Annotated in this window: 15 protein-coding genes and 1 pseudogene; 9 read left to right on the top strand and 7 right to left on the bottom strand. The window is 69.2% G+C overall.

Translation table 11 applies throughout. The features are described 5' to 3' along the window. The first annotated feature begins 45 nt into the window (after positions 1-45). From ACFXHE_RS29040 to ACFXHE_RS29050, 3 genes are read left to right on the top strand one after another with little or no spacing between them, the layout of a single operon-like run. A complete protein-coding gene (locus ACFXHE_RS29040; RefSeq protein ID WP_379387612.1) occupies positions 46-918 on the top strand; it encodes an ABC transporter permease in 873 nt (290 codons plus the stop codon). Further along, entirely contained in the window at positions 915-1676 is a 762-nt protein-coding gene (locus ACFXHE_RS29045; protein ID WP_379387613.1) for an ABC transporter ATP-binding protein, read from the top strand. Before ACFXHE_RS29040 ends, ACFXHE_RS29045 begins: the two co-directional genes overlap by 4 nt. Continuing rightward, complete coding sequence (locus ACFXHE_RS29050; RefSeq protein ID WP_379387614.1) at positions 1676-4375, top strand: fumarate reductase/succinate dehydrogenase flavoprotein subunit; 2700 nt, start codon at positions 1676-1678, stop codon at positions 4373-4375. The genes ACFXHE_RS29045 and ACFXHE_RS29050 overlap by 1 nt, the downstream gene beginning before the upstream one ends. A gap of 13 nt (positions 4376-4388) precedes the next feature. Here ACFXHE_RS29050 and ACFXHE_RS29055 read toward each other — a convergent pair whose 3' ends face one another. Further along, positions 4389-5990 carry a DUF2207 family protein gene (locus ACFXHE_RS29055; RefSeq protein WP_379387615.1) on the bottom strand — a complete coding sequence of 534 codons (1602 nt, stop codon included), beginning with the start codon at positions 5988-5990 and terminating at the stop codon, positions 4389-4391. A gap of 421 nt (positions 5991-6411) precedes the next feature. Between ACFXHE_RS29055 and ACFXHE_RS29060 the strand changes: the two genes are divergently transcribed. Continuing rightward, positions 6412-7341, top strand: coding sequence for a neutral zinc metallopeptidase (locus tag ACFXHE_RS29060; RefSeq protein WP_379387616.1), 930 nt, complete (start codon positions 6412-6414; stop codon positions 7339-7341). A gap of 64 nt (positions 7342-7405) precedes the next feature. On the opposite strand, the gene ACFXHE_RS29065 is transcribed toward ACFXHE_RS29060, so the two are convergent. Together ACFXHE_RS29065 and ACFXHE_RS29070 are read right to left on the bottom strand one after the other, a co-directional pair. Continuing rightward, positions 7406-8701 carry an ammonium transporter gene (locus tag ACFXHE_RS29065; protein WP_379387617.1) on the bottom strand — a complete coding sequence of 432 codons (1296 nt, stop codon included), beginning with the start codon at positions 8699-8701 and terminating at the stop codon, positions 7406-7408. 106 nt (positions 8702-8807) lie between these two features. After that, a complete protein-coding gene (locus ACFXHE_RS29070; protein WP_379387618.1) occupies positions 8808-9641 on the bottom strand; it encodes a hypothetical protein in 834 nt (277 codons plus the stop codon). Positions 9642-10066: 425 nt separating this feature from the next. On the opposite strand from ACFXHE_RS29070, the gene ACFXHE_RS29075 reads away from it, so the two are divergent. From ACFXHE_RS29075 to ACFXHE_RS29095, 5 genes are all read left to right on the top strand, one after another. After that, complete coding sequence (locus ACFXHE_RS29075) at positions 10067-12502, top strand: DNA polymerase III subunit gamma and tau (RefSeq protein WP_379387619.1); 2436 nt, start codon at positions 10067-10069, stop codon at positions 12500-12502. 258 nt (positions 12503-12760) lie between these two features. Beyond that, the gene (locus ACFXHE_RS29080; RefSeq protein ID WP_364621314.1) at positions 12761-13972 is read left to right on the top strand and encodes an acetyl-CoA C-acetyltransferase; all 1212 of its coding nucleotides are present in this window, start codon (positions 12761-12763) and stop codon (positions 13970-13972) included. A 37-nt stretch (positions 13973-14009) separates the two neighbouring features. After that, positions 14010-16163: a 3-hydroxyacyl-CoA dehydrogenase NAD-binding domain-containing protein gene (locus tag ACFXHE_RS29085; RefSeq protein WP_379387620.1), complete on the top strand. Its 2154-nt coding sequence runs from the start codon at positions 14010-14012 to the stop codon at positions 16161-16163. Between the two features lie 181 nt (positions 16164-16344). Further along, a complete protein-coding gene (locus ACFXHE_RS29090; RefSeq protein ID WP_379387621.1) occupies positions 16345-19962 on the top strand; it encodes a protein kinase in 3618 nt (1205 codons plus the stop codon). Between the two features lie 111 nt (positions 19963-20073). Continuing rightward, positions 20074-21546: an alpha/beta hydrolase gene (locus tag ACFXHE_RS29095; protein ID WP_379387622.1), complete on the top strand. Its 1473-nt coding sequence runs from the start codon at positions 20074-20076 to the stop codon at positions 21544-21546. A 56-nt stretch (positions 21547-21602) separates the two neighbouring features. On the opposite strand, the gene ACFXHE_RS29100 is transcribed toward ACFXHE_RS29095, so the two are convergent. From ACFXHE_RS29100 to ACFXHE_RS29115, 4 genes and pseudogenes are all read right to left on the bottom strand, one after another. Beyond that, positions 21603-22919: a class I SAM-dependent methyltransferase gene (locus tag ACFXHE_RS29100; RefSeq protein WP_379387623.1), complete on the bottom strand. Its 1317-nt coding sequence runs from the start codon at positions 22917-22919 to the stop codon at positions 21603-21605. Beyond that, entirely contained in the window at positions 22916-24364 is a 1449-nt protein-coding gene (locus tag ACFXHE_RS29105; RefSeq protein ID WP_379387697.1) for an FAD-binding oxidoreductase, read from the bottom strand. Before ACFXHE_RS29105 ends, ACFXHE_RS29100 begins: the two co-directional genes overlap by 4 nt. A 189-nt stretch (positions 24365-24553) precedes the next feature. Continuing rightward, positions 24554-25033 (bottom strand): WD40 repeat domain-containing protein, encoded by a 480-nt coding sequence (locus ACFXHE_RS29110; RefSeq protein WP_379387624.1) that lies wholly within the window; start codon positions 25031-25033, stop codon positions 24554-24556. 76 nt (positions 25034-25109) lie between these two features. Then, positions 25110-25349: pseudogene (locus tag ACFXHE_RS29115) on the bottom strand (hypothetical protein); the annotation flags it as partial. Positions 25350-25359: the final 10 nt, after the last annotated feature.

A 25359-nucleotide genomic window follows, 5' to 3' on the forward strand; every position in this document is an offset into this window, starting at 1 on the left:
GGCCGAAGCTGGCCGAAGCACCCGGTGGCGCAACGGAGTTGGACGATGACCGCGTCCACGGCGGTTGCGGCCCGTCCGGCGTCGCCGGCCGCCGCACCCGCACGGGCGGTGGGCGCGGCCGGCTCCGGGGCCGGCCGGACGGTATGGCGGTCGCGCCTGGTGCGCGCGCTGTCCGTGCTGGCCGCGGTGGGTGTCTGGCAGTTTCTGACCGCCTCCCACCTCCGACTCTGGGTGCGGTTCGACACCCTGCCGACGGTGACGCAGATCCTGCGGGCGTTTCAGCATCAACTGGGGACCGGCACCTACTATCTCGATCTGGGGCAGTCGCTCATCCGGATCCTCACCGGATTCGGGTTGGCGGCCGTGGCCGGGGTGGCATCCGGTGTCGCGCTGGGGCGTTCGCGGTGGATCGCCGACACGCTGGGGCCGCTCACCGAGCTGGCCCGGCCGATTCCGGCCATCGCGATCGTGCCGGTCGCCATTCTGATGTTCCCCGACGACGAGGCGGGAATCGTGTTCATCACCTTCCTGGCCGCGTACTTCCCCATCATGGTCGCCACCCGGCACGCGGTGCGCGCGCTGCCGGTCATCTGGGAGGAATCGGTGCGGACGCAGGGCGGGACGCGCTGGGACGTGCTGTGGCGAGTCGTGCTGCCGGGCAGCCTGCCCGGCGTCTTCGGCGGACTGTCGACCGGCATCGGTGTGGCCTGGATCTGCGTGGTCTCGGCCGAGATGATCTCGGGCCGGCTGGGTGTCGGCTACCGCACCTGGCAGGCGTACACCATCGTCGACTACCCGGGCGTCTTCGTCGGCATCATCACCATCGGCGTACTCGGCTACACCACCTCCGCCGCCGTGGAACTGCTCGGGCGGCGCGTCACGCACTGGCTGCCCCGAGGTGAGGAGTCCGTGAAATGAGCACCGCCGGAATCGATCTGACCCTGGACCGGGTCGGGCTGTCGTACACGGGCGCGCCGGTGATCAGCGACCTGTCGCTGACGGTGCGACCGGGCGAGATCCTGATCCTCACCGGACCCTCCGGCTGCGGGAAGTCCACGGTGCTGCGCGCCCTGGCGGGCCTGCTGCGGCCGGACACCGGCCGGGTGCTGGCCGATGGGCTCGAGGTGACCGGCACCGATCGCGACCGCGCCGTCGTCTTCCAGGACAATGCCCTGCTGCCCTGGAAGTCCGTGCGCGCCAATATCGAACTGGCCCTGAAACTCCGGGGCGGACCCCGGGCCGGACGACGCGCGCTGGCCGACCGCTGGATCGCCGAGATCGGGCTCACCGGCTTCGCCGACTTCCTGCCCAAATCGCTGTCCGGCGGCATGCGCCAGCGCGTACAGCTGGCCCGCGGACTTGCGGGCGCGCCCCGCGCGGTCATGATGGACGAGCCCTTCGGCGCGCTGGACGCCCAGACCCGGAACACCATGCAGCGCCTGCTGATCGACACCTGGCGCGAGCATCCCGCCACCCTCGTCTTCGTCACCCACGACGTGGACGAGGCGCTGCTGCTGGGCGACTGCATCGCGGTGCTCGGCCGCGCCGGCGAACCCCTGCGCGCGCTGCTGGAGGTCCCGCGCCCGCGCGAAACCGGGGTCGACCGCAGCGCGCTACGCACCGACATCATTGCCGCCCTGGATCATTCGGGCGACCTCACGGAGGCAACCAAGTAATGGACATCCCCGATCTCGCCGACACCACCCGCCTCGACTGCGACGTGCTGGTGATCGGCGGCGGCACCGCCGGCACCATGGCCGCGCTCACCGCCGCCGAAGCCGGCGCGAACGTACTGCTGCTGGAGAAGGCGCACGTCCGCCACTCCGGCGCGCTGGCCATGGGCATGGACGGCGTCAACAATGCGGTCATCCCCGGCAGGGCCGAACCCGAGGACTACGTCGCCGAGATCACCCGCGCCAATGACGGCATCGTCAACCAGCGCACCATCTATCAGACCGCCACCCGCGGCTTCGCCATGGTGCAGCGGCTGGAGCGCTACGGCGTGAAGTTCGAGAAGGACGCCTACGGCGAATACGCCGTGCGCCGGGTGCACCGGTCCGGGTCGTACGTGCTGCCCATGCCTGAGGGCAAGGACGTCAAGAAGGCGCTGTACCGCGTGCTGCGGCAGCGGAAGATGCGCGAGCGCATCAGAATCGAGAACCGGCTGATGCCCGTGCGGGTGCTCACCGAGAACGGGCGTGCCGTCGGCGCGGCCGCCTTGAACACGCGCACCGGTGAATTCGTCGCGGTCGGCGCGAAGGCCGTCATTCTGGCCACCGGCCCGTGCGGCCGCCTCGGGCTGCCCGCCTCCGGGTACCTCTACGGCACCTACGAGAATCCGACCAATGCCGGTGACGGCTACGCCATGGCCTACCACGCGGGCGCGGAGCTCTCGGGCATCGAATGCTTCCAGATCAACCCGCTCATCAAGGATTACAACGGCCCGGCCTGCGCATATGTGGCCAATCCGTTCGGCGGGTATCAGGTGAACGCGCTCGGCGAGCGCTTCGTGGACTCCGACTACTGGTCCGGTCAGATGATGTCCGAGGTGAAGCGGGAGATCGAATCCGCCCGCGGCCCCATCTATCTCAAGGTCTCACACCTGCCCGAGGAGACCCTGGACGCCCTCGAGGGCATCCTGCACACCACCGAACGCCCCACCCGAGGCACCTTCCACGCCAATCGCGGCCACGACTACCGCACCCACGACATCGAGATGCACATCTCCGAAATCGGTTTGTGCAGCGGGCATTCCGCCTCCGGCGTCTGGGTCGACGAACACGCCCGCACCACCGTGCCCGGCCTCTACGCCGCCGGTGACCTGGCCTGCGTCCCGCACAACTACATGATCGGCGCGTTCGTCTACGGCGACCTGGCCGGCGCGCACGCCGCATCCACCCTGAGCGAGGTCACCGCTCCCGGCGAGCTGCCCGCCGACCAGGTCGCCGCCGCCCACGAACTCGTCTACCGCCCGCTGCGCAACCCCGACGGGCCGCCACAGCAGCAGGTCGAATACAAACTGCGTCGGTTCGTGAACGACTATGTGGCCCCGCCCAAGACGGCCACGAAGCTCTCGCTCGCCATCGAGACCTTCGACCGCATGCGCGACGACCTCACCGCCATGGGCGCGCGCACCCCGCACGAGCTCATGCGCTGCGCCGAGGTCACCTTCATTCGCGATTGCGCCGATATGGCCGCGCGCTCCTCGCTGACCCGCACCGAATCCCGCTGGGGCCTCTACCACGAGCGCGCCGACCTGCCGGAACGCGACGACGTCGAATGGCGGTACCACCTCAACCTGCGCAAGACCGCCGACGGCCGGATGGAATTCCTGAAGCGGCCGGTCGCACCGTATTTCGTTCCGGTGCCAGGGCTGGACGATCTGCCCGGCACCGACGACACCGTCGTCCCGGTGGACCAGCCCGCGCTCATCGGCACCCCGCCCAACCTCGGGGCACAGGTGCGCTCCCATGCACCGGCCGCGGGTGTCGTGACGAAAGACGTTGTGGCACCGCGGATCGCGCTACTGCTGAGCCTGGATGCACCCGGTACCCAGGAGTTGCTGCCCTTCCTCTCCGATGCGGATCCCCGGGTCCGCGCCACCGCCCTGGCGGTCCTCACCGAGCACACGCCCGACGGCTTCGCCGAGCAACTGATCGCGGCGCTCGCGGACGAGGACGCGGAAGTGCGGTCGGCCGCCGTGTCCGGCCTGGGCGAACTTGCCGAAATCCTGCCCGCCGCAACCGGTCTCGCGCGGCACGCCGATTCCCCCGACCCGATCGTGCGCGCCGCGGTGGTGGACCTGCTGCGCGCCCTGCGGTCCGGCTCGGCGGAGCTCTTCGCCAAGGCCGCCGTCGACGCCGACCACCGCGTCCGTATCCAGGCCGTGCACGCCCAGGTCTCCCTCGACGACTGGACCGCCCTGACCGCCGCCGCTTACGACGACAATCGTGAGGTCAGGATTGCCGCCGCGCGCGGTCTGGCCACCATCGGACTCGGCGGCGCCGACACCGTCCGCGCCCTCAGCGCGGACCGCGACCCACTGGTCCGCGCGGCCGCGTTCACCGCGCTGTCGCGACTGGGCGCCGACTCCGACGCCGCGGCACTGACCGCCGCACTGGGTGATTCGGCATGGCAGATCCGGGAGGGGGCGGCGCGCGGCCTGGCCGCCGTCGGACCGGATCGAGCGGTCGAACCACTGAGCCGGGCCCTCGCCGATATCCATCCCGACATCCGCAAGGCCGCGGTGCTGACCCTCAGCACCTGGCCGGAATCCGCCGCCGCCCTGGCCGCCCTCGAATCCGCCCGCGCGGACAGCGATGCCGATGTGCGCGCCTACGCCCGGCGTGCGCTGGCGGTGCACGCCGGCGGCTAGGCCGTCATGCGGGTCAGCGCTGGTCGGCGGTTCGGAACAACCCTTCGACGGCCGTGATGAAATACGGGAAATGCGCGCCGAAACGCTGCAGCGCGCGATCGCCCTCGAAGCCGCCGAACCAGTACAGGCCCGGGCTCCCGTCCGCCGTCGGATCCAGGTCACGGAAGGTGCGCACCCACTGGTCCCCGCGGCGCGCGGCTACCAGGAACGGCAGCGCACGGGAGAACACCAGCTCCTGATCGGCGGCCGGAATGCGCTGCGGCGCAATCGCGTCCAGCCCGCGCTGCATGGCCTGGACCCGACCGGTCAGCTCCCGGCCCAGCGCCGTGCGGGCGGGCAGATAGCGCGGCAGCAGCAGCGCCGCCACCCCGCCGAGCGCGATGGCCGCGCCGACCAGGGCGTGCCGCTGCGGGCCGAAGGCCAGCGCCACGGTCGCGATGACCCCGAGCAGGATCAGCCCGACGCCGAGCCAGAACTCGAAACCCCGGCGGGTCCGGTCGATGAAGACCCCGGCTGCCACGGCATCACCGATCAGCGCCGCCCGCACCGCGCTCGCATCCACCCGGCCCTTGCGCTCGGACAGCAGCACCGACTCGACGCCCTCCGGAATCAGCGCCGCGTACACCGCGCGCTCGTAGGCGGTCAGCTGCCCGTCGGGCGGATTCACCCGGGAGAAACGCCAATCCGAATCGCCGACAGCGCTCACCCACAGATAGTTGCGCACCGCCAAATCCACCACGGTCGACGCCATATCCGGTACATCGGCGTGGCCGTCGAGCAGCAGCCCGGCCGTGCTCGGCAGCATCCCGTCGGGCGAGGTGAACTGCACGTGGTCGCCCGCGCGCACCAGCGGATCGAGCACCTCGGTGCCCGTCGGCGCCGACCGCCGCGACCACACCACATACCCGGCCGCCGCCGCCAGCGCCGCCAGCAGCACACCGAACGCGGCGAACACCGGACCGGTCAGCGAGAAGGCGCCGGGTGCATTGTCGTCGCGCACATCGGCATTCGCCTTGACCGTGCTCGGCGGCAGCTGCAAGGTCACATCCAGGATGTCGCCCTTGTGCAGATCCGTCTTCTCCAGATGCGCGAAGCCGTCCGGCTCCACGCGAATATCCGCGCAGTCCTGGGGATTTCCGGGCGGGCCCACCGTGCACCTGGTGATGCCCATGCGGAAGCTCGGACTCGACACCGTCGCATTGATCGACGCCACATCGGTATTCAGCACGCCGGTCCACTGGAAGACCTGCGCGCCCGAAGCGTCACTGACGGTGTTGTGCACCGTGTACTTGAAGGTGGCCGAACCCGGCCGGGCCTCGATGGTGAACCGGTCGTCGGCGACCTTGGCATCGCCATCCCCGTCGGCGGACACGTCGGTCACCTGGAAATTGCGCTGCACGCCAGCGCCCACCTGCACCCGCAGCGGCAGCACCTGCCGAAACTCGCCGCCCTCGGGCACTTTCACGGTTTCGGTGACCCGCAGCAGACCGTCGTCGCCCAGATTCACCTCGGCGGTGATATCCACACCGGCCGGCTGCGCCACCGCAGCCGGCGCCGCCACACCCGCCACCGCGAGCAGCAGCGCGACCAGGGCGGCCCCCCGAAAAATCTGCATGACTGGCTACTCTAGCCAGCTTGCTATCCTTCCTCAGCGGCAAGTCGCAGGTCTATGGAGCCGGCAGGTTATCTCTGAGGAACGAGGGGGTGCGGGGGAGATGACTCGCCCACCGTCCGAACACGGACCGACACCCCCGGGCCGGCGTCCCGTGCCACCGCGCGGAACCCCGCCGCCGGGCGGGTCGCAGCAGCCGCCCGGATACCAACGGCCGCCGGGATATTCGCCGCAGCCGGGCCGGCCCACTCCGCCGCCGCCCGGGTATCAATCCCCGCGCCCGGGATATCCGCCCCCGCCCGCTGCGGGTGCGTCCCGGCCGGGATATCCACCGCACCAAGGCTTTCCGCCGCCCGGCTACGGCCAGCCGCCCGCTTACGGCCAGCCGCCGGGCTACCCGGCCCGGCCCGCCTACCGCGCGCCCATGCCGCCGCCCACCGCCGCCCCGCCGACCGGCGCGATCCCGATGACCCGGCCCGCGCCGCCGCGCCGCGGCCGGATCGGTGTGCTGGTGGTGATCCTGGTCCTGCTGGTGACCGGCGTGCTGCTGCGCACCGCCATCACCACCGGCCTGAATTCCATCAATGCCGGCTCGACCGTCAAGACCAGCTACTCGGGGGATGCCGGTGAGAACCACGGCGTCGCGGCCACGGCCGACAACCCGCTGCTCACCAATGCCGATTACACGCTGCTGCCGGCCAAGTGCGCCTACACGCCGTGGGGCACCCAGGTCGAGGTGGCGCGCAAGTTCTTCGAAACCGCGGCGGACTGCCTGCACTCCACGTGGAAACCGTTGTTCGACAAGATCAATCTGCCGTTCGAGGCGCCCAAGCTGAACGTGTCCGCCGACACCACCGGAATCACCACCCTGTGCACCGGGAACAGCACCAATTTCGCGGCCTTCTACTGCTCGGCGGACATGACCATCTACATGCCGATCAGCCAGCTGCAAACCGATCTCTTCGGCAACAACTGGGTCGTCTACCTGTCCGTCTTCGCCCATGAATACGGCCATCACGTCCAGGCCCAGGCCGGCATTCTCGGCAAGGTGCATCAGCAGCGCCGCGACGCCGGTTCCCGCAGCGACACCGGCCTGGAACTGTCCCGCCGCACCGAATTGCAGGCCCAGTGCTTCGACGGCATGTACCTGTCGTCCTCCGGCAATGGCGGCTCGCTGACCAGCGCCCAGATCGGCGTGGCCCGCAATGACGCCTATCACCGCGGCGACGGAGCCGGCGACATGCGCGACCACGGCACCGCCCAGAACATGGGCGGCTGGTTCGAGATCGGGTACGACAAGGACCGCACCCTCCAGTGCAATACCTTCAGCGTTCCCGCGAGCAAGGTGAACTGAACCGCACCGCACAAGCATTCGAGCCCCGCTGCGAGACGCAGCGGGGCTCGAAATATCTCATAGCTCAGTGCCCGTGCGGCTTGGCGATCCGGCTCGGCGCGTGCCCGTGCACGCCCTCGGCGTAGGCGGTCTCCGCGTGCAGCGCGAAGTCGATGCCGCCGATCTCGTCCTCCTTGGTGATCCGGAAGCCGATCAGCTTGTCCAGCACCTTGCCCAGCAGGAAGGTCACCCCGAAGGCGAAGGCCGCCACCGTCAGCACGCCCACGGTCTGCTTACCCAGCTGACCCAGTCCGCCGCCGTAGAACAGGCCCTTCGGCCCACCGGTCATGACCGCCGAGGCCAGGAAGCCGATGAGCAGCGTGCCCACGATGCCGCCCACGAAGTGCACGCCCACCACGTCCAGCGAATCGTCGTAGTTGCCCTTGAACTTCCAGCTCACCGCGAACGAACACACCACGCCCGCAACCAGACCCACGATCACCGCGCCGATGGTGTTCACCTCACCGCAGGACGGCGTGATCGCGACCAGACCGGCCACCGCGCCCGAGGCCGCGCCGAAGGTGGTCGGCCTGCCGTCGCGCCGCGCCTCGACCACCAGCCAGCCCAGCATGCCCAGACAGCCCGCCACCAGCGTGTTCAGGAACACCGCGGCGGCAATGCCATTGGCCGCCAGGGCCGAACCCGCATTGAAGCCGAACCAGCCGAACCACAGCAGGCCCGCGCCCAGCAGGACGAACGGCAGATTGTGCGGTCGCATGGCATCGGTCTTGAAGCCCACCCGCGGTCCCAGCACCAGCGCCATGGCCAGTGCCGAAGCGCCCGAGGCGATCTCGACCACCAGGCCGCCCGCGTAATCGAGCGCGCCCAGCTTGGCCAGCCAGCCGTCCGGCGTCCACACCCAGTGCGCGATCGGCGCATACACGATCAGCGCCCAGGCCGGCACGAAGATCATCCACGCCGAGAACTTGGCGCGGTCGGCGATCGCGCCGCTGATCAGCGCCACGGTCAGGATCGCGAAGGTCAGCTGGAAGGTGACGAACAACAGCTCCGGCACCGCCGCCCCGCTCTTGTTGTCCACCACGTGCAGCGTGTTCGGATCGATTCCGGCCAGCCCGAAATGCCCGAGATCGCCGATGATCCCGCCGCCCGCGTCATCCCCGAAGGCCAGGCTGTACCCGAACAGCAGCCACGCCACCGCGACCAGCGGAATCGAGATGAAGCTCATCATCAGCATGTTGAGCACACCGCTGGACCGCACCATGCCGCCGTAGAAGATCGCCAGTCCGGGTGTCATCAGCAGCACCAGCGCCGTGGCGGCCAGCAGCCAGGCCGTCGCCGCCGGGTCGAGATGAGGTGTCATGCGGTAACTCCTTCCACGCGGTGATCGCGTTGCGTGGAAGTTACCGAATCCTCACGTTAAGGCGCTGTTACAAAAATGAGGCTTCGGATACCTGCCGTTAACAGCCCTAGCTGCGACGATCCTTGACCTTTTTGGTCAGCGCGCGCAATCCGCGCGGGCCGGGGACCGGATTGCCGTCGTCGAGCGCCATCCATTCGGCGGTCACCAGCCACTGCTGCTGGACCCGGGCGTCGGCTGTGTCGTTGAACACGCGGCGCCCCCGATCATCGCGCAATTCGTAGGCGAGCACCGACCAGCGCGGCGGGCGGCCCTGCTCGGCCACCTGGTCCCGCAGATACGCCGCCACCAGCGTGCCGATGGTGTTCACCGGGCGCAGCGACACCCGGTTACCGTACCGGGCGGCATGGAAGCGCCTTCCGGCACACAGGGATCGGGGCGCGGCGTTGTAGGCGATCCAGCCCGCACGCTGGGCGCGCTCGATCAGCCACAGATGCTTGATGGCGGTCGGCGGGATATCGCCCACCCGCTCGCGGATCAGGGCGATCGCCGGTTCGGAGAGCAGGATGTCGCGCCGGGTCGGGCCGGTGCCGTGCGTGATCCAATAGTTGTCGGTGAGTTTCGCCAGCACCCGTCCGAAATCGTCGATGCTGCGCTGCGCTCGCCGGCCCAGCCGCTCGATGCGGTCGGCCTCGGCCCGCATGTCGTTCTGCACGATGAGGGTGTGGATCGCCGCCAGGGTCGGCACCTGGCCGCGCTGCAGCAGTTCCAGGATCGCGCCCGCGGTGGCCGGATCGGCGGCGGCGGACACGGGTAGGGAGTCGCGCCGGATGTCGTAATCGTGCGGGCTGATCGCCCGGCTGAGCAGTCCGACCGCGGCGGAATCGCCGGCGAATTCGGTACTGGAGAGCCAGGCTGCGGCGATGTCGTCACACGACTGCACGAGGCATGTCCTCCGGGGGATTTGGTTGTGCTCCGGCCGGGATGAGGGACCGGCCGGGGCGACCAACCTGATGAAGGTTTGGCTACCGAAGTTGCCGTCGTCCACGGTAGCCAAGCGATTGCGATCTTGCCCCATCGATTGACTGGATCGTTATGTCGGATCTCTGGAGCTGAAACAGAACGTAAGTCTGTATCTGGTGACGTAGCAGGTCCGGGGTCCTGGACAAATGGCCGCTATGGACACGCTAAGAATTTGCTGTGGGAATTGTCGAGATATCCGTTCGGGACGGTCGGTTCTGACCGGGCCTCGGGAATGAGTGTGATTTACGCCATAGTTCGAGTGGACGGCCGGACACAAGCGGCGTACCCGACGACCGGCCCGGCGGCGCGGCACCGCCTGTCGGTGCGCCCCGGTAACCTCTCCCCGTGGCTCTGTACCGGAAGTACCGACCGGCAACGTTCGCTGAAGTGGTGGGTCAGGAGCACGTCACCGATCCCCTGAGTATCGCGCTCGACACCGGGCGGATCAGTCATGCCTATCTCTTCTCGGGACCGCGCGGTTGTGGCAAGACCTCCTCCGCGCGAATCCTCGCGCGCTCGCTGAACTGCGTACAGGGCCCGACCTCCAAGCCGTGCGGCGTCTGCTCGTCCTGCGTGGCGCTCGGCCCGGGCGGATCCGGCAATCTCGACGTCATCGAGCTCGACGCCGCCAGCCACGGCGGTGTGGACGACACCCGCGAACTGCGCGACCGCGCTTTCTACGCCCCGGCCGAATCCCGGTACCGCGTCTTCATCGTCGACGAGGCGCACATGGTCACCACCGCGGGCTTCAACGCGCTGCTCAAGATCGTGGAGGAGCCGCCCGCCCACCTGATCTTCGTCTTCGCCACCACCGAGCCGGACAAGGTGCTGCCCACCATCCGCTCGCGTACCCACCACTACCCCTTCCGGCTGCTCCCGCCCGCCACCATGCGCGGACTGCTCGGCAAGATCTGCGACCAGGAGGGGGTGCAGGTCGAAGAGTCGGTGTACCCCTTGGTGATTCGCGCCGGCGGCGGCTCCCCGCGCGACAGCCTCAGCGTGCTGGACCAGCTGCTGGCGGGCGCGGGCCCCGACGGCGTCACCTATCCGCGCGCGGTCTCGCTGCTCGGCGTCACCGATGTCGCCCTGATCGACGACGCCATCGAGGCACTTGCCGTCTCCGATGGCGCGGCCCTGTTCGGCACCATCGACCGCGTGGTGGAGGCGGGCCACGACCCACGCCGCTTCGCCACCGATCTGCTCGAGCGGCTGCGCGACCTGATCCTGCTCCGCGCCGTCCCCGACGCCACCGACCGCAACCTGGTCACCGGCCCCGGCGACGTCATCGACCGCATGCGCTCCCAGGCCGAGCGGCTAGGCGCCGCCACCCTGGCCCGGCACGCCGAACTCCTGCACGAGGGCCTCGGCGACATGCGCGGCGCCACCAACCCCCGCCTGCTGCTCGAAGTCATCAGCGCCCGCATGCTCCTCCCGGCCGCCTCCGACGCTGAAACCGCCACCCTCCAGCGCCTCGAGCTGCTCGAGCGTCGAATGGCAAGCGGCGCAATCCCGGCCGCCCCACAGCAGGCGCAGGCCGCCCCGGCTGCCCAGGACGCGGCCTCGTCCGCCGCTCCCGCCGTACCCCCGGCCGGCGGCGACAACCGCCGGCGCGGAGCCGCGGCCCTGGCCGCGCTGCGCGCCGAAAAGTCCGGCACGCCGGCAGCTCCCGTCGCCGAGACGGCATCCGCGCCGGCGCAGGCCGCTGATCCCGCACCGCAGGCCGTCACCGGCGGCACCGCGGTCCGGCCGCCTGAGCTGAGCCCGGTGGGCAGCGCCGCACCGCAGGTTGCGGCGACCCCGGTAGCGGAAAGCCCTGCGCCGCAGCCGGTTTCGGCCGCCCCTGACCCCGTGCCCGCGCCGGTGGCGGTCGAATCCGTTGCGCCGGTTGCCGATCCGATCGCGGCCGCGCCGGTCGCTGAGCCGGTGGCCGAGGCCGAGCCGGTCGTGACTCCCGCGCCGGAGCCGGTCCCCGCGCCCGAGCCGGTCGCGGCACCGGCCGAGGTCGCTGCTCCGGCGGCCGCCGCGCCCGTGGGTGACGCCGTGCTGCAGGAGATCGAGGCGGCGTGGGCGGATATCCGGGCCAAGGTGCGGGACTTCGGTGCCGCGGTGCAGGCCCTGCTGACCGGGGCCAGTGTGGCGCGGGTCGAAGGGGAGACGATCGTCTTCGCGCATCTGCACGCGCCGCTGGCGCAGCGGTTGTCGCAGCCGCAGAACCTGGACGCGGTGCGGTCGGCGGTCCGGGCCGTGCTGGGGCGCGACCACGATGTGCGGTGGGAGGTCGGGGGACCGGCCGCCGGTGGCGGATCGGCGGCCAAGGCGGCGGCGGGGCGGGCCCCGGCGGGCGGGCAGCCCGCGCCCAAGAAGGCCGCACCGAAGTTCTCGCGCCCGAGTCAGGCCAAGGCGGCCGCGGCCGCACCGGTCGCCGAGCCCGCGGCGGCCGCTGGGTGGGGGAGCACCACACCCGCGGCGCCCGCCGCTCCGGCGCCCGCGGATCCGGGTCCGGCGGGCGGGGATCCGTTCGATGCGAACAGTGCCCGGTTCGCGCCGCCGGAGGACGATATTCCGCTGCCTGACGGGCCGGATCTTCCGGACGATCCGGGGCCGGGGGACTACTCACCGGTAGGTTATGACGGCGTCCCACCTGCTACTACGCCGGAGGAGGAGCGGGAGATGCTGGAGGAGTCGGCGAAGCCGGTGCCTCCGGAGGAGCGCCGCGACCCGGATGAGGTGGCGCTAGCACTGCTGCGGTCGGAGTTGGGGGCCACACCTCTCGAGGGTTGACAGTTCCCCTGCGGGGCAACTTAAGTTAACCGGAGTTCGCATAGTTCGGTACTATGATCGGGTGGCCGTGAGTATCGGTTTCGCGAGGTTCTAAGGTATGGCCCGGGCGTACGGGCTACCGGAGCGTCAACGAGCCTGCTCGGGACGCTGTTTGTACAGCGTCTAGGCGATCGGTCGTGGGGCCGGTCGGCGAGGTTATAGCCATGGCACTGCCCGCACAACGCGGTGACGGCGCACCCAAGAGAGGAAAACTCCGATATGACCACAGAGGCCTACATTTACGAGGCCATCCGCACCCCGCGCGGCAAGAACCGGAAGGGCTCGCTGCACTCGGTCAAGCCGATCGACCTGACCACCGGTCTGGTCGAGGAGCTGCGGAACCGGTTCCCGAACCTGGACGAGGACCGCATCTCGGACATCATCCTGGGCGTCGTCTCCCCGGTCGGTGATCAGGGCGCCGACATCGCCCGCACCACCGTGCTCACCGCGAACCTGCCCGACACCGTCGGCGGCGTGCAGATCAACCGCTTCTGCGCCTCCGGCCTCGAGGCCGTCAACATGGCCGCCCAGAAGGTCCGCTCGGGCTTCGACGACCTGGTGCTGGCCGGTGGCGTGGAGTCCATGTCCCGCGTGCCGATGGGCTCCGACGGTGGCGCCATGTTCATGGACCCGTGGACCAGCTACAACGCTTACATTGTGCCGCAGGGCATTTCGGCCGACCTGATCGCCACCATCGAGGGCTTCTCCCGCGACGACGTGGACGCCTACGCGGTCCGCTCGCAGAACCTGGCCGAGCAGGCTTGGAAGAACGGCTACTTCTCGCGCTCCGTCGTCCCGGTCAAGGACATCAACGGCCTGACCGTCCTGGACAACGACGAGCACATGCGTCCCGGCACCACCGCCGCCGACCTGGGCAAGCTGAACCCGGCCTTCGCCGGCATCGGTGACATGGGCGGCTTCGACGCCGTCGCGATGCAGCGCTACACCTACGTCGAGAAGATCGACCACGTCCACACCGGTGGTAACTCCTCCGGCATCGTCGACGGCGCCGCGCTGGTGCTGGTCGGCTCCGAGGAGGCCGGCGCCGCTTCGGGTCTGACCCCGCGCGCCCGCATCGTTGCCACCGCCACCTCCGGCGCCGACGCCACCATCATGCTGACCGGTCCGACCCCGGCCGCGCACAAGGCGCTGGCCAAGGCGGGCCTGACGGTCGATGACATCGACCTGTTCGAGATCAACGAGGCCTTCGCCTCCGTCGTCCTGAAGTTCCAGAAGGACCTGAACATCCCGGACGAGAAGCTGAACGTCAACGGTGGCGCGATCGCCATGGGCCACCCGCTGGGCGCCACCGGCGCCATGATCACCGGCACCATGGTCGACGAGCTGCACCGCCGCAACGCGCGCTACGCGCTGGTCACCCTCTGCATCGGCGGCGGCATGGGTGTCGCCACCATCATCGAGCGCGTCTGACGCCCACCGACTTTCATCTTCAGGAGAATCGAAAACAATGACCGAGAACATGATCGGCTGGGAAAAGGACGCCGACGGCATCGTCGTGCTGACCATGGACGACCCGAACCAGGGCGCCAATACCATGAACCAGCTCTACAAGGACTCCATGCGGGCCACGGTGGACCGCCTGGTCGCCGAGAAGGACGACATCACCGGTGTCGTCATCACCTCCGCGAAGAAGACCTTCTTCGCCGGCGGTGACCTCAAGAACATGATGCAGACCACCCCGGCGGACGCCGCGGCCATCATGGAGGAACTGACCTTCATCAAGGACGACCTGCGTCGTCTGGAAACCCTTGGCAAGCCGGTGGTTTCGGCCATCAACGGCGCTGCCCTGGGCGGCGGCCTGGAGATCACCCTGGCCACCCACCACCGCATCGCGGCCGACATCAAGGCCGTGCAGCTGGGCCTGCCCGAGGTCTCCCTGGGCCTGCTTCCGGCCGGTGGCGGCGTCACCCGCATCACCCGCATGCTCGGCATCGCGAACGGCCTGATGGGCGTGCTGCTGCAGGGCCAGAAGTTCAACGCGCAGAAGGCCAAGGCCACCGGCCTCATTCACGAGACCGTCGCCTCCGTCGAGGAGCTGGTCCCGGCCGCCAAGGCGTGGATCAAGGCCAACCCCGAGGCGGGCGTGCAGCCGTGGGACGTCAAGGGCTACAAGATCCCGGGCGGCACCCCCTCCACCCCGTCGCTGGCCGCCAACCTGCCGGCCTTCCCGGCCAACCTGCGCAAGCAGCTCAAGGGCCAGAACATGCCCGCCCCCAAGGCGATCATGTCCGCCGCCATCGAGGGCGCGCAGGTCGACTTCGACTCCGCCTCGCTGATCGAGTCGCGCTACTTCGTGTCCCTGCTGACCGGTCCGGTCGCCAAGAACATGATCCAGGCGTTCTTCTTCGACCTGCAGCACATCAACAACGGCGGTTCGCGTCCGAAGGACGTGCCGAAGCGTGAGATCAAGAAGGTCGGCGTGATCGGCGCGGGCATGATGGGCGCGGGCATCGCGTACGTCACCGCCAAGGCCGGCATCGACGTCGTCCTCAAGGACGTCACCATCGAGGCCGCCAACAAGGGCAAGGACTACTCGGTCAAGCTCGAGGAGAAGGCGCTCTCGCGTGGCAAGACCACCGAGGAGAAGTCGAAGACCCTGCTCGACCGCATCAAGCCGACCGCCGACGCGGCCGACTTCGCGGGCGTGGACTTCGTCATCGAGGCCGTGTTCGAGAACCCGGAGCTCAAGGCGAAGGTCTTCGGCGAGATCGAGGACATCGTGGACGCCGACGCGCTGCTCGGCTCCAACACCTCGACCCTGCCGATCACCCTGCTGGCCAATGGCGTGAAGCGGGCCGAGGACTTCATCGGCATCCACTTCTTCTCGCCGGTCGACAAGATGCCGCTGGTCGAGATCATCAAGGGCGAGAAGACCTCCGACGAGGCGCTGGCCCGGGTGTACGACTACACCCTCGCCATCCGCAAGACCCCGATCGTGGTGAACGACTCGCGCGGCTTCTACACCTCGCGCGTGATCGGCAAGTTCATCAACGAGGCCATCATGATGCTCGGTGAGGGCATCGACCCGCAGACCATCGAGCAGGCCGGTCTGCAGGCGGGCTACCCGGCGGCGCCGCTGAAGCTGTCGGACGAGCTGAACTTCACCACCATGCAGAAGATCTACAAGGAGACCGCCGAGGCGATCATCGCCGCCGGTGGCGAGATCGACGCCGCCTCGGGCGCGACCGCGCAGATCCTCGACAAGCTGGTGGGCGAGTTCGACCGCAAGGGCAAGGCTGGCGGCGCGGGCTTCTACGACTACGTCGACGGCAAGGCGACCGGTCTGTGGTCGGAGCTGCGCTCCACCTTCAAGACCTCCACGGCGCTGCCCGAGGGTGTCACCCTGCAGGACCTCGAGGACCGCATGCTGTTCGCCGAGGCCATCGAGACCCAGAAGTGCTTCGACGAGAACGTGCTGACCTCGACCGCCGACGCCAACATCGGCTCGATCTTCGGCATCGGCTTCCCGGCCTGGACCGGTGGCACCCACCAGTTCATCGTGGGCTACCCGGGTGGACAGGAAGCCTTCGTGGCCCGTGCCGACGAGCTGGCCGCCAAGTTCGGCAGCCGCTTCGAGGTTCCGGCTTCGCTGCGCAAGTAACAACGGCGCTCCAGCGCTGAAACACCCGGCCCGGGTCGCGAATACGCGGCCCGGGCCGGGTGTTTTACAAGTGTGTGAAGAGGACCGGACGGGACGCCCGGAGCTGAGTGAAAGGTCCACACGCCCGTGCGGTCCGCGCTACGTTGGAAGATGCGCGGGAGAACACCGGAGGCAGGTCCAGATGAATCCACAGGCGCGCCCGGGCGGCTCGCGGAGTGAGCAGGCCCCTCCCGAAGACTCCACGCAGTCCTACCTTCCCATGACCCTCGACGACGAGCTCGAGGCGATGGGCCTGTTCGACGCGGAGGAGATCGGCCGGGGTGGTTTCGGGGTGGTGTACCGCTGTGCCCAGCGCGCCCTGGACCGGGTGGTGGCGGTCAAGGTGCTCTCCACCGAGATCGACGACGAGAGCCGGGAGCGGTTCCTGCGTGAGGAACACGCCATGGGCCGGCTGTCGGGGCATCCGAACATCGTCGACATCCTGCAGGTGGATGTGACGCCCAGCGGGCGGCCCTTCATCGTGATGCCCTATGCCACCCGTGGTTCCCTGGAACAGGTGGTGCGGGACAGCGGTCCGCTGTCCTGGACGGATTCGGTGCGGGTCGGGGTGAAGCTGGCGGGGGCCATCGAGACCGCGCACCGGGCCGAAGTGCTGCACCGGGACGTGAAACCGGCGAATGTGCTGCTGAGCCGCTACGGGGAACCGCAGCTCACCGACTTCGGAATCGCCCGTATCCCAGGAGGTTTCCGCACCTCGACGAGTCTGATCACCGGTTCGCCCGCGTTCACCGCGCCCGAGGTGCTCAAGGGTGACGAGCCGACCGTGCGCTCGGATGTGTACGGGCTGGGCTCCACCCTCTTCGCGCTGCTGACCGGTCACGCCGCCTTCGAACGGCAGGCCGGGGAGAAGATCGTGGCGCAGTTCCTGCGCATCACCAGCCAGCCGGTGCCGGATCTGCGGGAGCTCGAGATTCCGCCCGACGTGGCGGCGGCCATCGAGGCGGCCATGTCGCCGGATCCGCGTGATCGGCCTGGCAGCGCCGTGGAATTCGGGGAGCTGCTGCGGACCGTGCAAGGCGAGCACGGGCAGGTCCCGGACGAGATGGCGCTGCTCGAGGGTGAACAGCCCGGGGTGGACGGCACGGATTCCGCTGCCACCCGGACATATTCGCGCCGGCGCACGCACACCGTGGTCACGGCCCCGCGTACCCACTCGCTGACGCTGCGGCCGCAGGGCAATCCCAGCGCCGTGTTCGCGGCCTCCGGCACCACCGAGTTCGGGGCCGTCGGCAATACGCTGCCGCCCACGGCCGCAACGAAATTCCTGCCCCCGACCCCGGCGCGCGAGCCGATACCACGCCCCCGGCTGCTGGAACCGCTGCGCGCGGGTGGTCGCCGCCGGCTGGCGGTGATCCACGCCCCGGCCGGATTCGGCAAGCGCACCCTCGCCGCGCAGTGGTGCGCCGAGCTCACCGATCGCGGGGTGGCGGTGGCCTGGATCAGCATCGACCGCGACGACGACAACGAGGTATGGCTGCTGGCCCACATCATCGCCGCCATCCGCAAGGTGCGGCCGGAGATCGGCGCGGGGCTCGAGCAGCTGCTGGAGGAGCGGCCCGCCGAGGCGGTGCCGTACGCGGTGTCGGCGCTGATCGACGAGGTGCACGCGAGCGGGAGCCCGGTGGTCGTGGTGGTGGACGACTGGCATCGGATCACCGACGCGGGAGCGCAGCGGGTGATGGAGTCGTTGCTCGACAACTGTTCGCACGACCTGCGTTTCGTCATCACCAGCCGGGAGCGGGCCGGGCTGCCGCTGAGCCGTCTGCAGGTGGCCGACGAACTGGTGGAGATCGGATCCGGTCAGCTGCGGCTGACCGAGGCGGAGACCCGGCAGATCCTGGTCGAGCGCCTGGGGCTGGAACTGAGCGAGCGGCAGGTGGAGCAGATCCACACCGCCACCGACGGCTGGCCCGCCGCGATCCAGCTGGCCGGACTGTCGCTGCGGTCGGCCGATCGCGACGTGGACCGGCTGATCACCGGACTCTCCGGCGACAACAAGGCGATTCGCGAGTACCTCGCCGAGAACGTGCTCGACACCATCGAGCCGCGCATGCTCGAATTCCTCAGTGCCATAGCGGTTCCCGAACGCGTGAACGCCTCCCTGGCCGAGGCGCTGTCCGGCGCGAAGGACGCTGCCGATCTGCTGGATCAGGCCGAGCGGCGGGAACTGTTCGTGCACCGGCTCGCCGACGATCCGAATTGGTACCAGATGCAGCCGATGGTGGCCGAGCACCTGCGCGCCCGCTTGGACCGGGCCCAGCCCGGGCAGCTGAAGAAGCTGCACGGCAAGGCCTCCCGCTGGTTCGCCGAGCACAATCTGATCAAGCAGTCGGTGGATCACGCGCTGGCCGCCACCGATCTGAAGTACGCGCTGGACCTGGTCGAGAAGGGCGGCATGGACCTGATCGACAGCTCCCGGCTGGCGACCCTGTTCGGTACGGTGTCGAAACTGCCGGTGCAGCAGGTGACTTCGCGTTCCAAGCTGCTGATGGCGCTGGCCCGGGCCAATGTGAACCTGCAGCAGTCCGGTGCGGCCCGGACCGCGCTGGGGCGGTTGTCGAACATGCTGGCGCGCAGTGGCACCGACGACGCCGAGGCGGTGAACCAGCGCTGTCAGGCGGCGGTGCTGGCCGCGGCCGATCAGGTGGCCCGCGACCGCACCGAAGGCGTGCTGGACAAGATCACCGAATGCCTGAAGCTGGCCGACGACCTCCCGGCGTGGACGGTGTCGACGGCCGCGAATCTGGCCTCCTTCGTGCGCCTGTGCGACTTCGACTTCGAGGGCGTCCGGGACATGCAGGAGTGGGCCGCGCCCTATCACGTGCGGTCGGCCGATCCGCTGGGCGAGGTGTTCGGACGCTGCGCGCAGGGCGACGCCGCTTACGAGCAGCTCGATATCGACACCGCCACCCGGTGTTTCGAGCAGGCGTGGCAGATCGCCCGCGACCGCGCGGGTTCCCGCTCGAACTCGGCGCGGGTGGCGGCCGCGCTGCTGGGCGAGGTGGCCTACCGGCGCGGTGATCTCGACAGCGCCGAGCGGCTGCTGGATCAGAGCCACGAACTGACCGCCCGGGTCGGCCCGGTGGACTTCCTGGTCACCATCTTCGTGAGCGGGGCCCGGGTGAAGGCGGTCCGTGGTGACCTGGAGACCGCCGCGGCGCGCCTGGACGAGGGAGCGCGCATCGCGGCCGACCGCCGGCTCACCCGCCTGGCCGCCCAGGTCCGGGCGGAGCGCCTGCGGCTGGGCCTGCCCGTCGATGCGCTGACCGCGGGCCTGGTCACCGATCCGATGGCCCGCGCGCTGCGGCACGCCACCGGCGCGGCGGCGCTGGCCGCCGAGGCGGAGGAGATCGCCACCATCCGTGCCCTGCTGGCCCGCCACTACCGCGGCGAGGACCGCGCCACCGACGACCTGGCCCCGCTCGGCACCGACGACACCGCGGTCAAGCGCGCCCGCGCCCTGTATTCGCGCATCCGCGAACAACACCGGCCGCGCGCCGAACTCGACGCGGCGCTGCTGCTGGCCGAATGCCTGTCGGTCTCCGGCTGGCTCGGGGAGTCCATCGCGGTGCTCACCCCGGTGGTGGTCCGCTGCGCCGGGCTGGGCTGGTCCCGGCCGCTGCTCGATGCCGGGCCGGGCGTGGTGAACATCCTGCGCACCATGCGCCACGAGATGCCGCTGGACGCCGATGCCGAGGCGGCGGAGCTGCCCCGCCGATTTCTCGATTCGCTGCTCTGAACAGCGGATTCGCCGATGCAACCGGCGAATTCGGGCGAGCTCGCCCAGCATCCAGGCTTCATGCAGCCTATTCACAGGGTTTCTCGAGGAATGGTGTCGAGAATCGCCGACGTGCCTGTGACGACGATGCTGCAGTCCCCGCCCGCCGTGCCTCCGGCACCGCAGTTGCCCGCACAGACCCAGACCGGGTTCGGGGGCGGCTTCCACCACGGGGTTTCACTGCTGCACGGCTGGCTGCCCCAGGTGATCACCTTCGTCGCAATCTTCCTGCTGGTGGTGGCGTTCGCGCGATTCACCCGCCGGTGGTGGCTGCTCTGGGTGCCGGTTTGCGTGGTGTTCGCGATCGGGGTGGTGTGGGCCTCCTGGATGTACACCAACGACGAGGGGCTGGCGTCGGATCCGGCGCCGGTGCTGCTGTGGGTCGCGATCGGCCTGGCGGGGGCGGCGCTCGCCGCCGCCGTGGTCGGCATCCGAACCGGTGGCTGGTGGCAGCGGATCGTGGCCGTGCTGGCGGTGCCGGCGGCTGTGCTGAACGTGGGTGTCGTGCTGAATCAGTGGGTGGGGTACTACCCGACCGCGAACGCGGCGTGGGCTGCCGTGACGGCGGAACCGCTGCCGCATCAGACCAGCCTGGATTCGCTGGCGTCGCTGCGGAACACGAATGTGGGAACCGGGCGGATCGTGCCGGTGGACATTCCGGAATCGGGTAGCCACTTCAATCACCGCACCGAATACGTCTACCTGCCACCGGCCTGGTTCCAGGGCGACAAGCCGCCCACCCTGCCGGTGGTCATGATGATCGGCGGCGAGTTCAACACGCCGGCGGACTGGGTGCGCAGCGGTCAGATCATGACCAGCGTGGACGATTTCGCGAAGTCCAACAACGGCCGGACGCCGATCCTGGTGTTCGTCGATTCCGGCGGCAGTTTCAACAACGACACCGAATGCGTGAACGGCCCGCGCGGCGACGCGGCCGACCACCTCACCAATGATGTTCCCGCCTATGTGGCATCGACCTTCGGCGCGTCCGCGGATCCCGCGAAGTGGGGGATCGTCGGATGGTCCATGGGCGGGACCTGCGCGGTGGATCTGGCGACCATGCATCCGGAACTGTTCGGCACCTTCGTGGATATCGCGGGCGATCTCGGTCCGGCCGCGGGCAACAAGGAGCAGACCGTCAAGCGGCTCTTCGGCGGCAGCGAGCAGGCCTGGGCGGCCTTCGATCCCACGACCGTGATGCAGAAGCACGGCCCGTATGCCGATACGGTCGGCCTGTTCGACGATCTGACGCCGCCCGCGTGGCAGAAGAAGATGGCCTCCGACCCCAAGGCGAAGGCCTACATGCAGCAGCAGTCGATCGACGAGAGCAAGGTCGGCATGGGCGGCAAGGACGGCGTCTACGACACCGGCGAGGTCGGCGCGGCCGAGGCGCTCTGTGCCCAGGGGCAGCAGGTCAATATCAACTGCACGGTGCACACCACCGAGGGCGGGCACACCTGGCAGTTCGCGGCGGCGGCCTTCACCTCGTCATTCCCGTGGATGACCGCGCGCCTGGGAATTCCGGTGGCGGGCCTGTCCTCGTAGCAGCGAAAGCAGGCGTGCGGCGAAAGCCGCACGCCTGCTTCGTCTTACGAGGGTTCCTACGCGTTCCACCAGGGGCGTAGCGGCACGGTCCAGGCCTGGTCCGCGCCGAGCCTGACGCCCAGGATCTGGTGCAGCTGCACCACATTGCGCTCGAAGCCGAGCTGACAGCCGGCCATGTAGAGCCCCCACACCTTGGCGGTGCCCTCGCCGACCTCCTCGACGGCGGCGTCCCAGTTCTTCACCAGGTTGTCGCACCATTCGGCGAGGGTGAGGGCGTAGTGCCGGCGCAGGTTCTCCTCGTGCAGCACCTCGAGGCCCACGTTCTGGACCTCGGAGATGATGCGGCCGGAGCCGGCCAGTTCGCCGTCGGGGAAGACGTAGCGGTCGATGAAGTCGCCCGCCTTGGTGATGCGGGTGTTGTCCGGCCGGGTGATGGAGTGGTTGAGGAACAGGCCGCCCACCCTCAGCTTCGACTTGATGAATTCGAAGTAGGCGGGGTAGTTGTGCACGCCGATGTGCTCGGTGAGCCCGATGGAGGAGACCGCGTCGAACTCGCCCTCGCGCACGTCGCGATAGTCGCTGTGGCGCACCTCGGCGAGGTCGGACAGGCCCTCCTCGGCGATCTTGGCCTGCGCCCACTCGGCCTGCTCGGCCGACAGGGTGGCGCCGATGACCCGCACGCCGCGCTTGGCGGCGTAGCGCACCATGCCGCCCCAGCCGCAGCCGATGTCGAGCAGCCGGTCGCCGGGCTTCAGGTTCAGCTTTTCGAAGACCAAGCGGTACTTGTTCTCCTGGGCCTGCTCCAGCGTCCAGGCCGGGTCCTCGTAGGCCGCGCAGGTGTAGGTCATGGACGGGCCCAGCACGTACTCGTAGAACGTGTTGGAGACGTCGTAGTGGTGGTGGATGGCCTCGGCGTCACGAGTCTTGCTGTGCCGCAGGCCTTCCAGCGCGATGCGCCGCCAGCGAGGCATGGCCTCCTGCGGCGGCGGGGGCACCGGCTTGAGTAGTTCCCAGCCCAGCGAGCGGGCGATGACCACCAGCTGCAGGGCGGTGGGGCGGCGGAACTTCATACCCGCCATGGCCTTCAGCAGCTCGTAGGGGTCGCCGGGTTCGACGCCGTGGGCGATCAGGTCGCCGGAGATGTAGGCGCGGGCCATGCCCAGGTCGCCGGGCGCGGTGGCGATGAAGTTGACGCCGCGCGGGGTGGTGATCTCCAGGCCGAACTCCGAGTCCTCCGGTCCGGCGCTACTGCCGTCGTAACAGGTCAGGCGGATCGGCACCGGGCCGTCGAGGAGGGTCTCGAAGATCTCGGCAATGCTGAGTTTGGTTCCCAGCTCGGCGAATACGTCGGAACGGTCCTTGTACGTGGTCATTTGCGTTGCACCGCCTTCGAATACAGATCCAGCAGACGAGAATCCGGGTCGTAGCGCTTCTTGAGGGTGGAGTACGTGTCGCCGCCGTAGTACAGGCCGGCGAATTCATCCTGGCCGTAGTAGGAGTCCGAATACAGGGATTTGTGACCATCCAGTTCGGATACCTTGCGCTCGATGGCACGGTTGGCCGCGCCGTCGGGCTGTCCCGGCACGGTCGGCACGGCCGACCAGAAACCGACATTGACATAGGTGCGGCCGGGCTCCAGCGGATAGAGCGGCCAGGGACGTTCGGCCGCGTCCTGCGCTTCCGCGGGGTTGTCGCGCAAGCGCAAGGGGCACAACCAGATCGGCTCGATGGGGATCTCGCGCAGGAACCATTCCATGAAATCCGCGGTGTGCTCGATGGGCACCTCGATGTCCTGCACCACCCGTTCGCGCGGCGGATTCCCGTGCCGCGCCTCGATCTTGTCGCCGATCGCGTACCGGTGGTCCAGCGCGATCAGCTTCCAGTAGAAGCTGGAGCGCCGGTACTGCTGGGGCCAGAAGCGCCGGATCCGCGGGTTCTGCGCCCCGAATGCCCGTGAGCACCAGAACCAGTCGGTGTCCCAGCGCCACAGGTAGTCGTGGATGGTCAGCCGATCGCGCTTGGGCCGCGCCGAATCGTGCTGGATGGATCGGTAGTAGATGTCCATGCCGGTGTAGTCGCTGACCGGGCCGGGCTCGTCGGTCTGGCGGCCCAGGACGAGGTAGCTCTCGTCGGCGGTGAAGACCACGCCGTCGAGGTAGTCGACCGGTTCGCCGTCGTGGGAGCGGTCGGCGATGATCTGTGTCATCGTCGCCTCCAGCTCCCGCAGATCGTGGAACCGTATGTGCCGCAATGCCACGTAGGGCAGCACCGGTTCGAGTTCTATCTTCAGCCGGGTCGAGTACCCGAGCGTGCCGTAGGAATTCGGGAATCCGCGGAACAGATCCGCGTGTTCGCCGTCCCGGGTGGCGGTGATGATCTCACCGGCGCCGGTCAGCACATCGATCTCGAGCACGGATTCGTGCGGGAGACCATTGCGGAACGAGGTGGACTCGATGCCCAGTCCGGTGACCGCGCCGCCCAGGGTGATGGTCTTCAGCTGCGGCACCACGAACGGAGCCAGCCCGTAGCGCAGGGTGGTGGCGACCAGGTCCTCGTAGGTGGTCATGCCGGCCACGTCGGCCGTGCGGGCCGCCGGGTCCACCGCGATGACCTGCGTCAAACCGGAGACATCGAGGCCGGGTGCGGTGCTGCGCGCCCGGGCCCGGAAGAGGTTGGACGTCTTCTTGGCCAGCCGTACGTTCGCATCCGGCGGGATGGCGCGGTACGAGGCCAGGAGGCGATCGACTCCGGCCCGATGCGCGGCGAAACCTGATTCCTGTGCGGCCGATGCGCGGCCGGCCTTCCCCAACAGACTCACTGCCACCTTCGGAAACCTAGCGTGCACCGACCGGTACGGCCAGCAGGGGAGCACCGGCGGGGCGGGTTTTCACACACAGTTTGCATGCGTGTCGGCGGGTGCGACCTGCCGTGTAGCGAGGGTATTCCCGTCCCCGGCGTGATGATTGTTACTTCAGCTAACAATTGGGTTACGGTGCGGCCGAGCCCTTTACAGCGGGTCGTCGAGCTCCATCTGCCGGATCTGCGGCAGATACGGATCCAGTTCGCCCGCCTCGAAACGGCACAATCCGATCACGTGCCAGAACTGGCCCGCCGTCAGGCCCTCGGTCTTGTAGCGGCCGTCCGGTGTGAAGGCCACCCAGCCCTCGGGCAGCCCGAGCAGGGTGCCGCGCGGCTGCGGAGCCGCGGCCGGATCCGTCAGCGACCACAGCATGATCGAACCGTCGTTCCCGGCGCTGGCCAGCAGCCGGCCCGACGGGGCGAAAGCCAAGGACCGCACCCGGTTCCGATGGCCGTAGAGGGTGTGCAGGTGCCGTCCCGAGGTGATGTCCCACAGGTTGATGACCAGATCGTCGCCCGCCGTGGCCAGCGTGCCCGACACCGGATCCGCCGCCACGCACCACAGCCGCCCGCGGTGCAGGTCCAGCCGGTGCAGCGGGGGACCGCCAGTCAGACTCCAGATCCGCACCGTGCTGTCCGACGGCGTGCTCGCCGCCGGTCTCGCGGGTCCACAGGGTGACGGTGTCGTCGTCATTGGCGGTGGCGATGTAGCGAGCGGTCGGGTCGTAGGCGATGGCCCACACCGGGGCGGAATCGACGGTGATGTCGCGTTCCGCGGTGGCGGCGTCGATATCGAACACCCGCAGCCGCCCGGCATTGCCCACCGTCACCAGCTGGGCGGGGTGGGCCGGGCTGAAGACGCCGGACTCCAGGGTGATCAGCCCGCCCGCGCTGCCCTGCACGCGCTGGGCCAGCCGCCCGGTCGCGGCGTCCCAGAGCCGCACGCTGCCGTCG

The organism is Nocardia sp. NPDC059229, from assembly GCF_042754165.1.
Lineage (GTDB): Bacteria > Actinomycetota > Actinomycetes > Mycobacteriales > Mycobacteriaceae > Nocardia.

Coding starts and splice junctions, on each gene's coding strand:
- ACFXHE_RS29040 (WP_379387612.1), top strand. CDS start 46: ATGACCGCGTCCACGGCGGTTGCGGCCCGTCCGGCGTCGCCGGCCGCC.
- ACFXHE_RS29055 (WP_379387615.1), bottom strand. CDS start 5,990: ATGCAGATTTTTCGGGGGGCCGCCCTGGTCGCGCTGCTGCTCGCGGTG.
- ACFXHE_RS29060 (WP_379387616.1), top strand. CDS start 6,412: ATGCCGCCGCCCACCGCCGCCCCGCCGACCGGCGCGATCCCGATGACC.
- ACFXHE_RS29090 (WP_379387621.1), top strand. CDS start 16,345: ATGAATCCACAGGCGCGCCCGGGCGGCTCGCGGAGTGAGCAGGCCCCT.
- ACFXHE_RS29080 (WP_364621314.1), top strand. CDS start 12,761: ATGACCACAGAGGCCTACATTTACGAGGCCATCCGCACCCCGCGCGGC.
- ACFXHE_RS29085 (WP_379387620.1), top strand. CDS start 14,010: ATGACCGAGAACATGATCGGCTGGGAAAAGGACGCCGACGGCATCGTC.
- ACFXHE_RS29045 (WP_379387613.1), top strand. CDS start 915: ATGAGCACCGCCGGAATCGATCTGACCCTGGACCGGGTCGGGCTGTCG.
- ACFXHE_RS29100 (WP_379387623.1), bottom strand. CDS start 22,919: ATGACCACGTACAAGGACCGTTCCGACGTATTCGCCGAGCTGGGAACC.
- ACFXHE_RS29065 (WP_379387617.1), bottom strand. CDS start 8,701: ATGACACCTCATCTCGACCCGGCGGCGACGGCCTGGCTGCTGGCCGCC.
- ACFXHE_RS29050 (WP_379387614.1), top strand. CDS start 1,676: ATGGACATCCCCGATCTCGCCGACACCACCCGCCTCGACTGCGACGTG.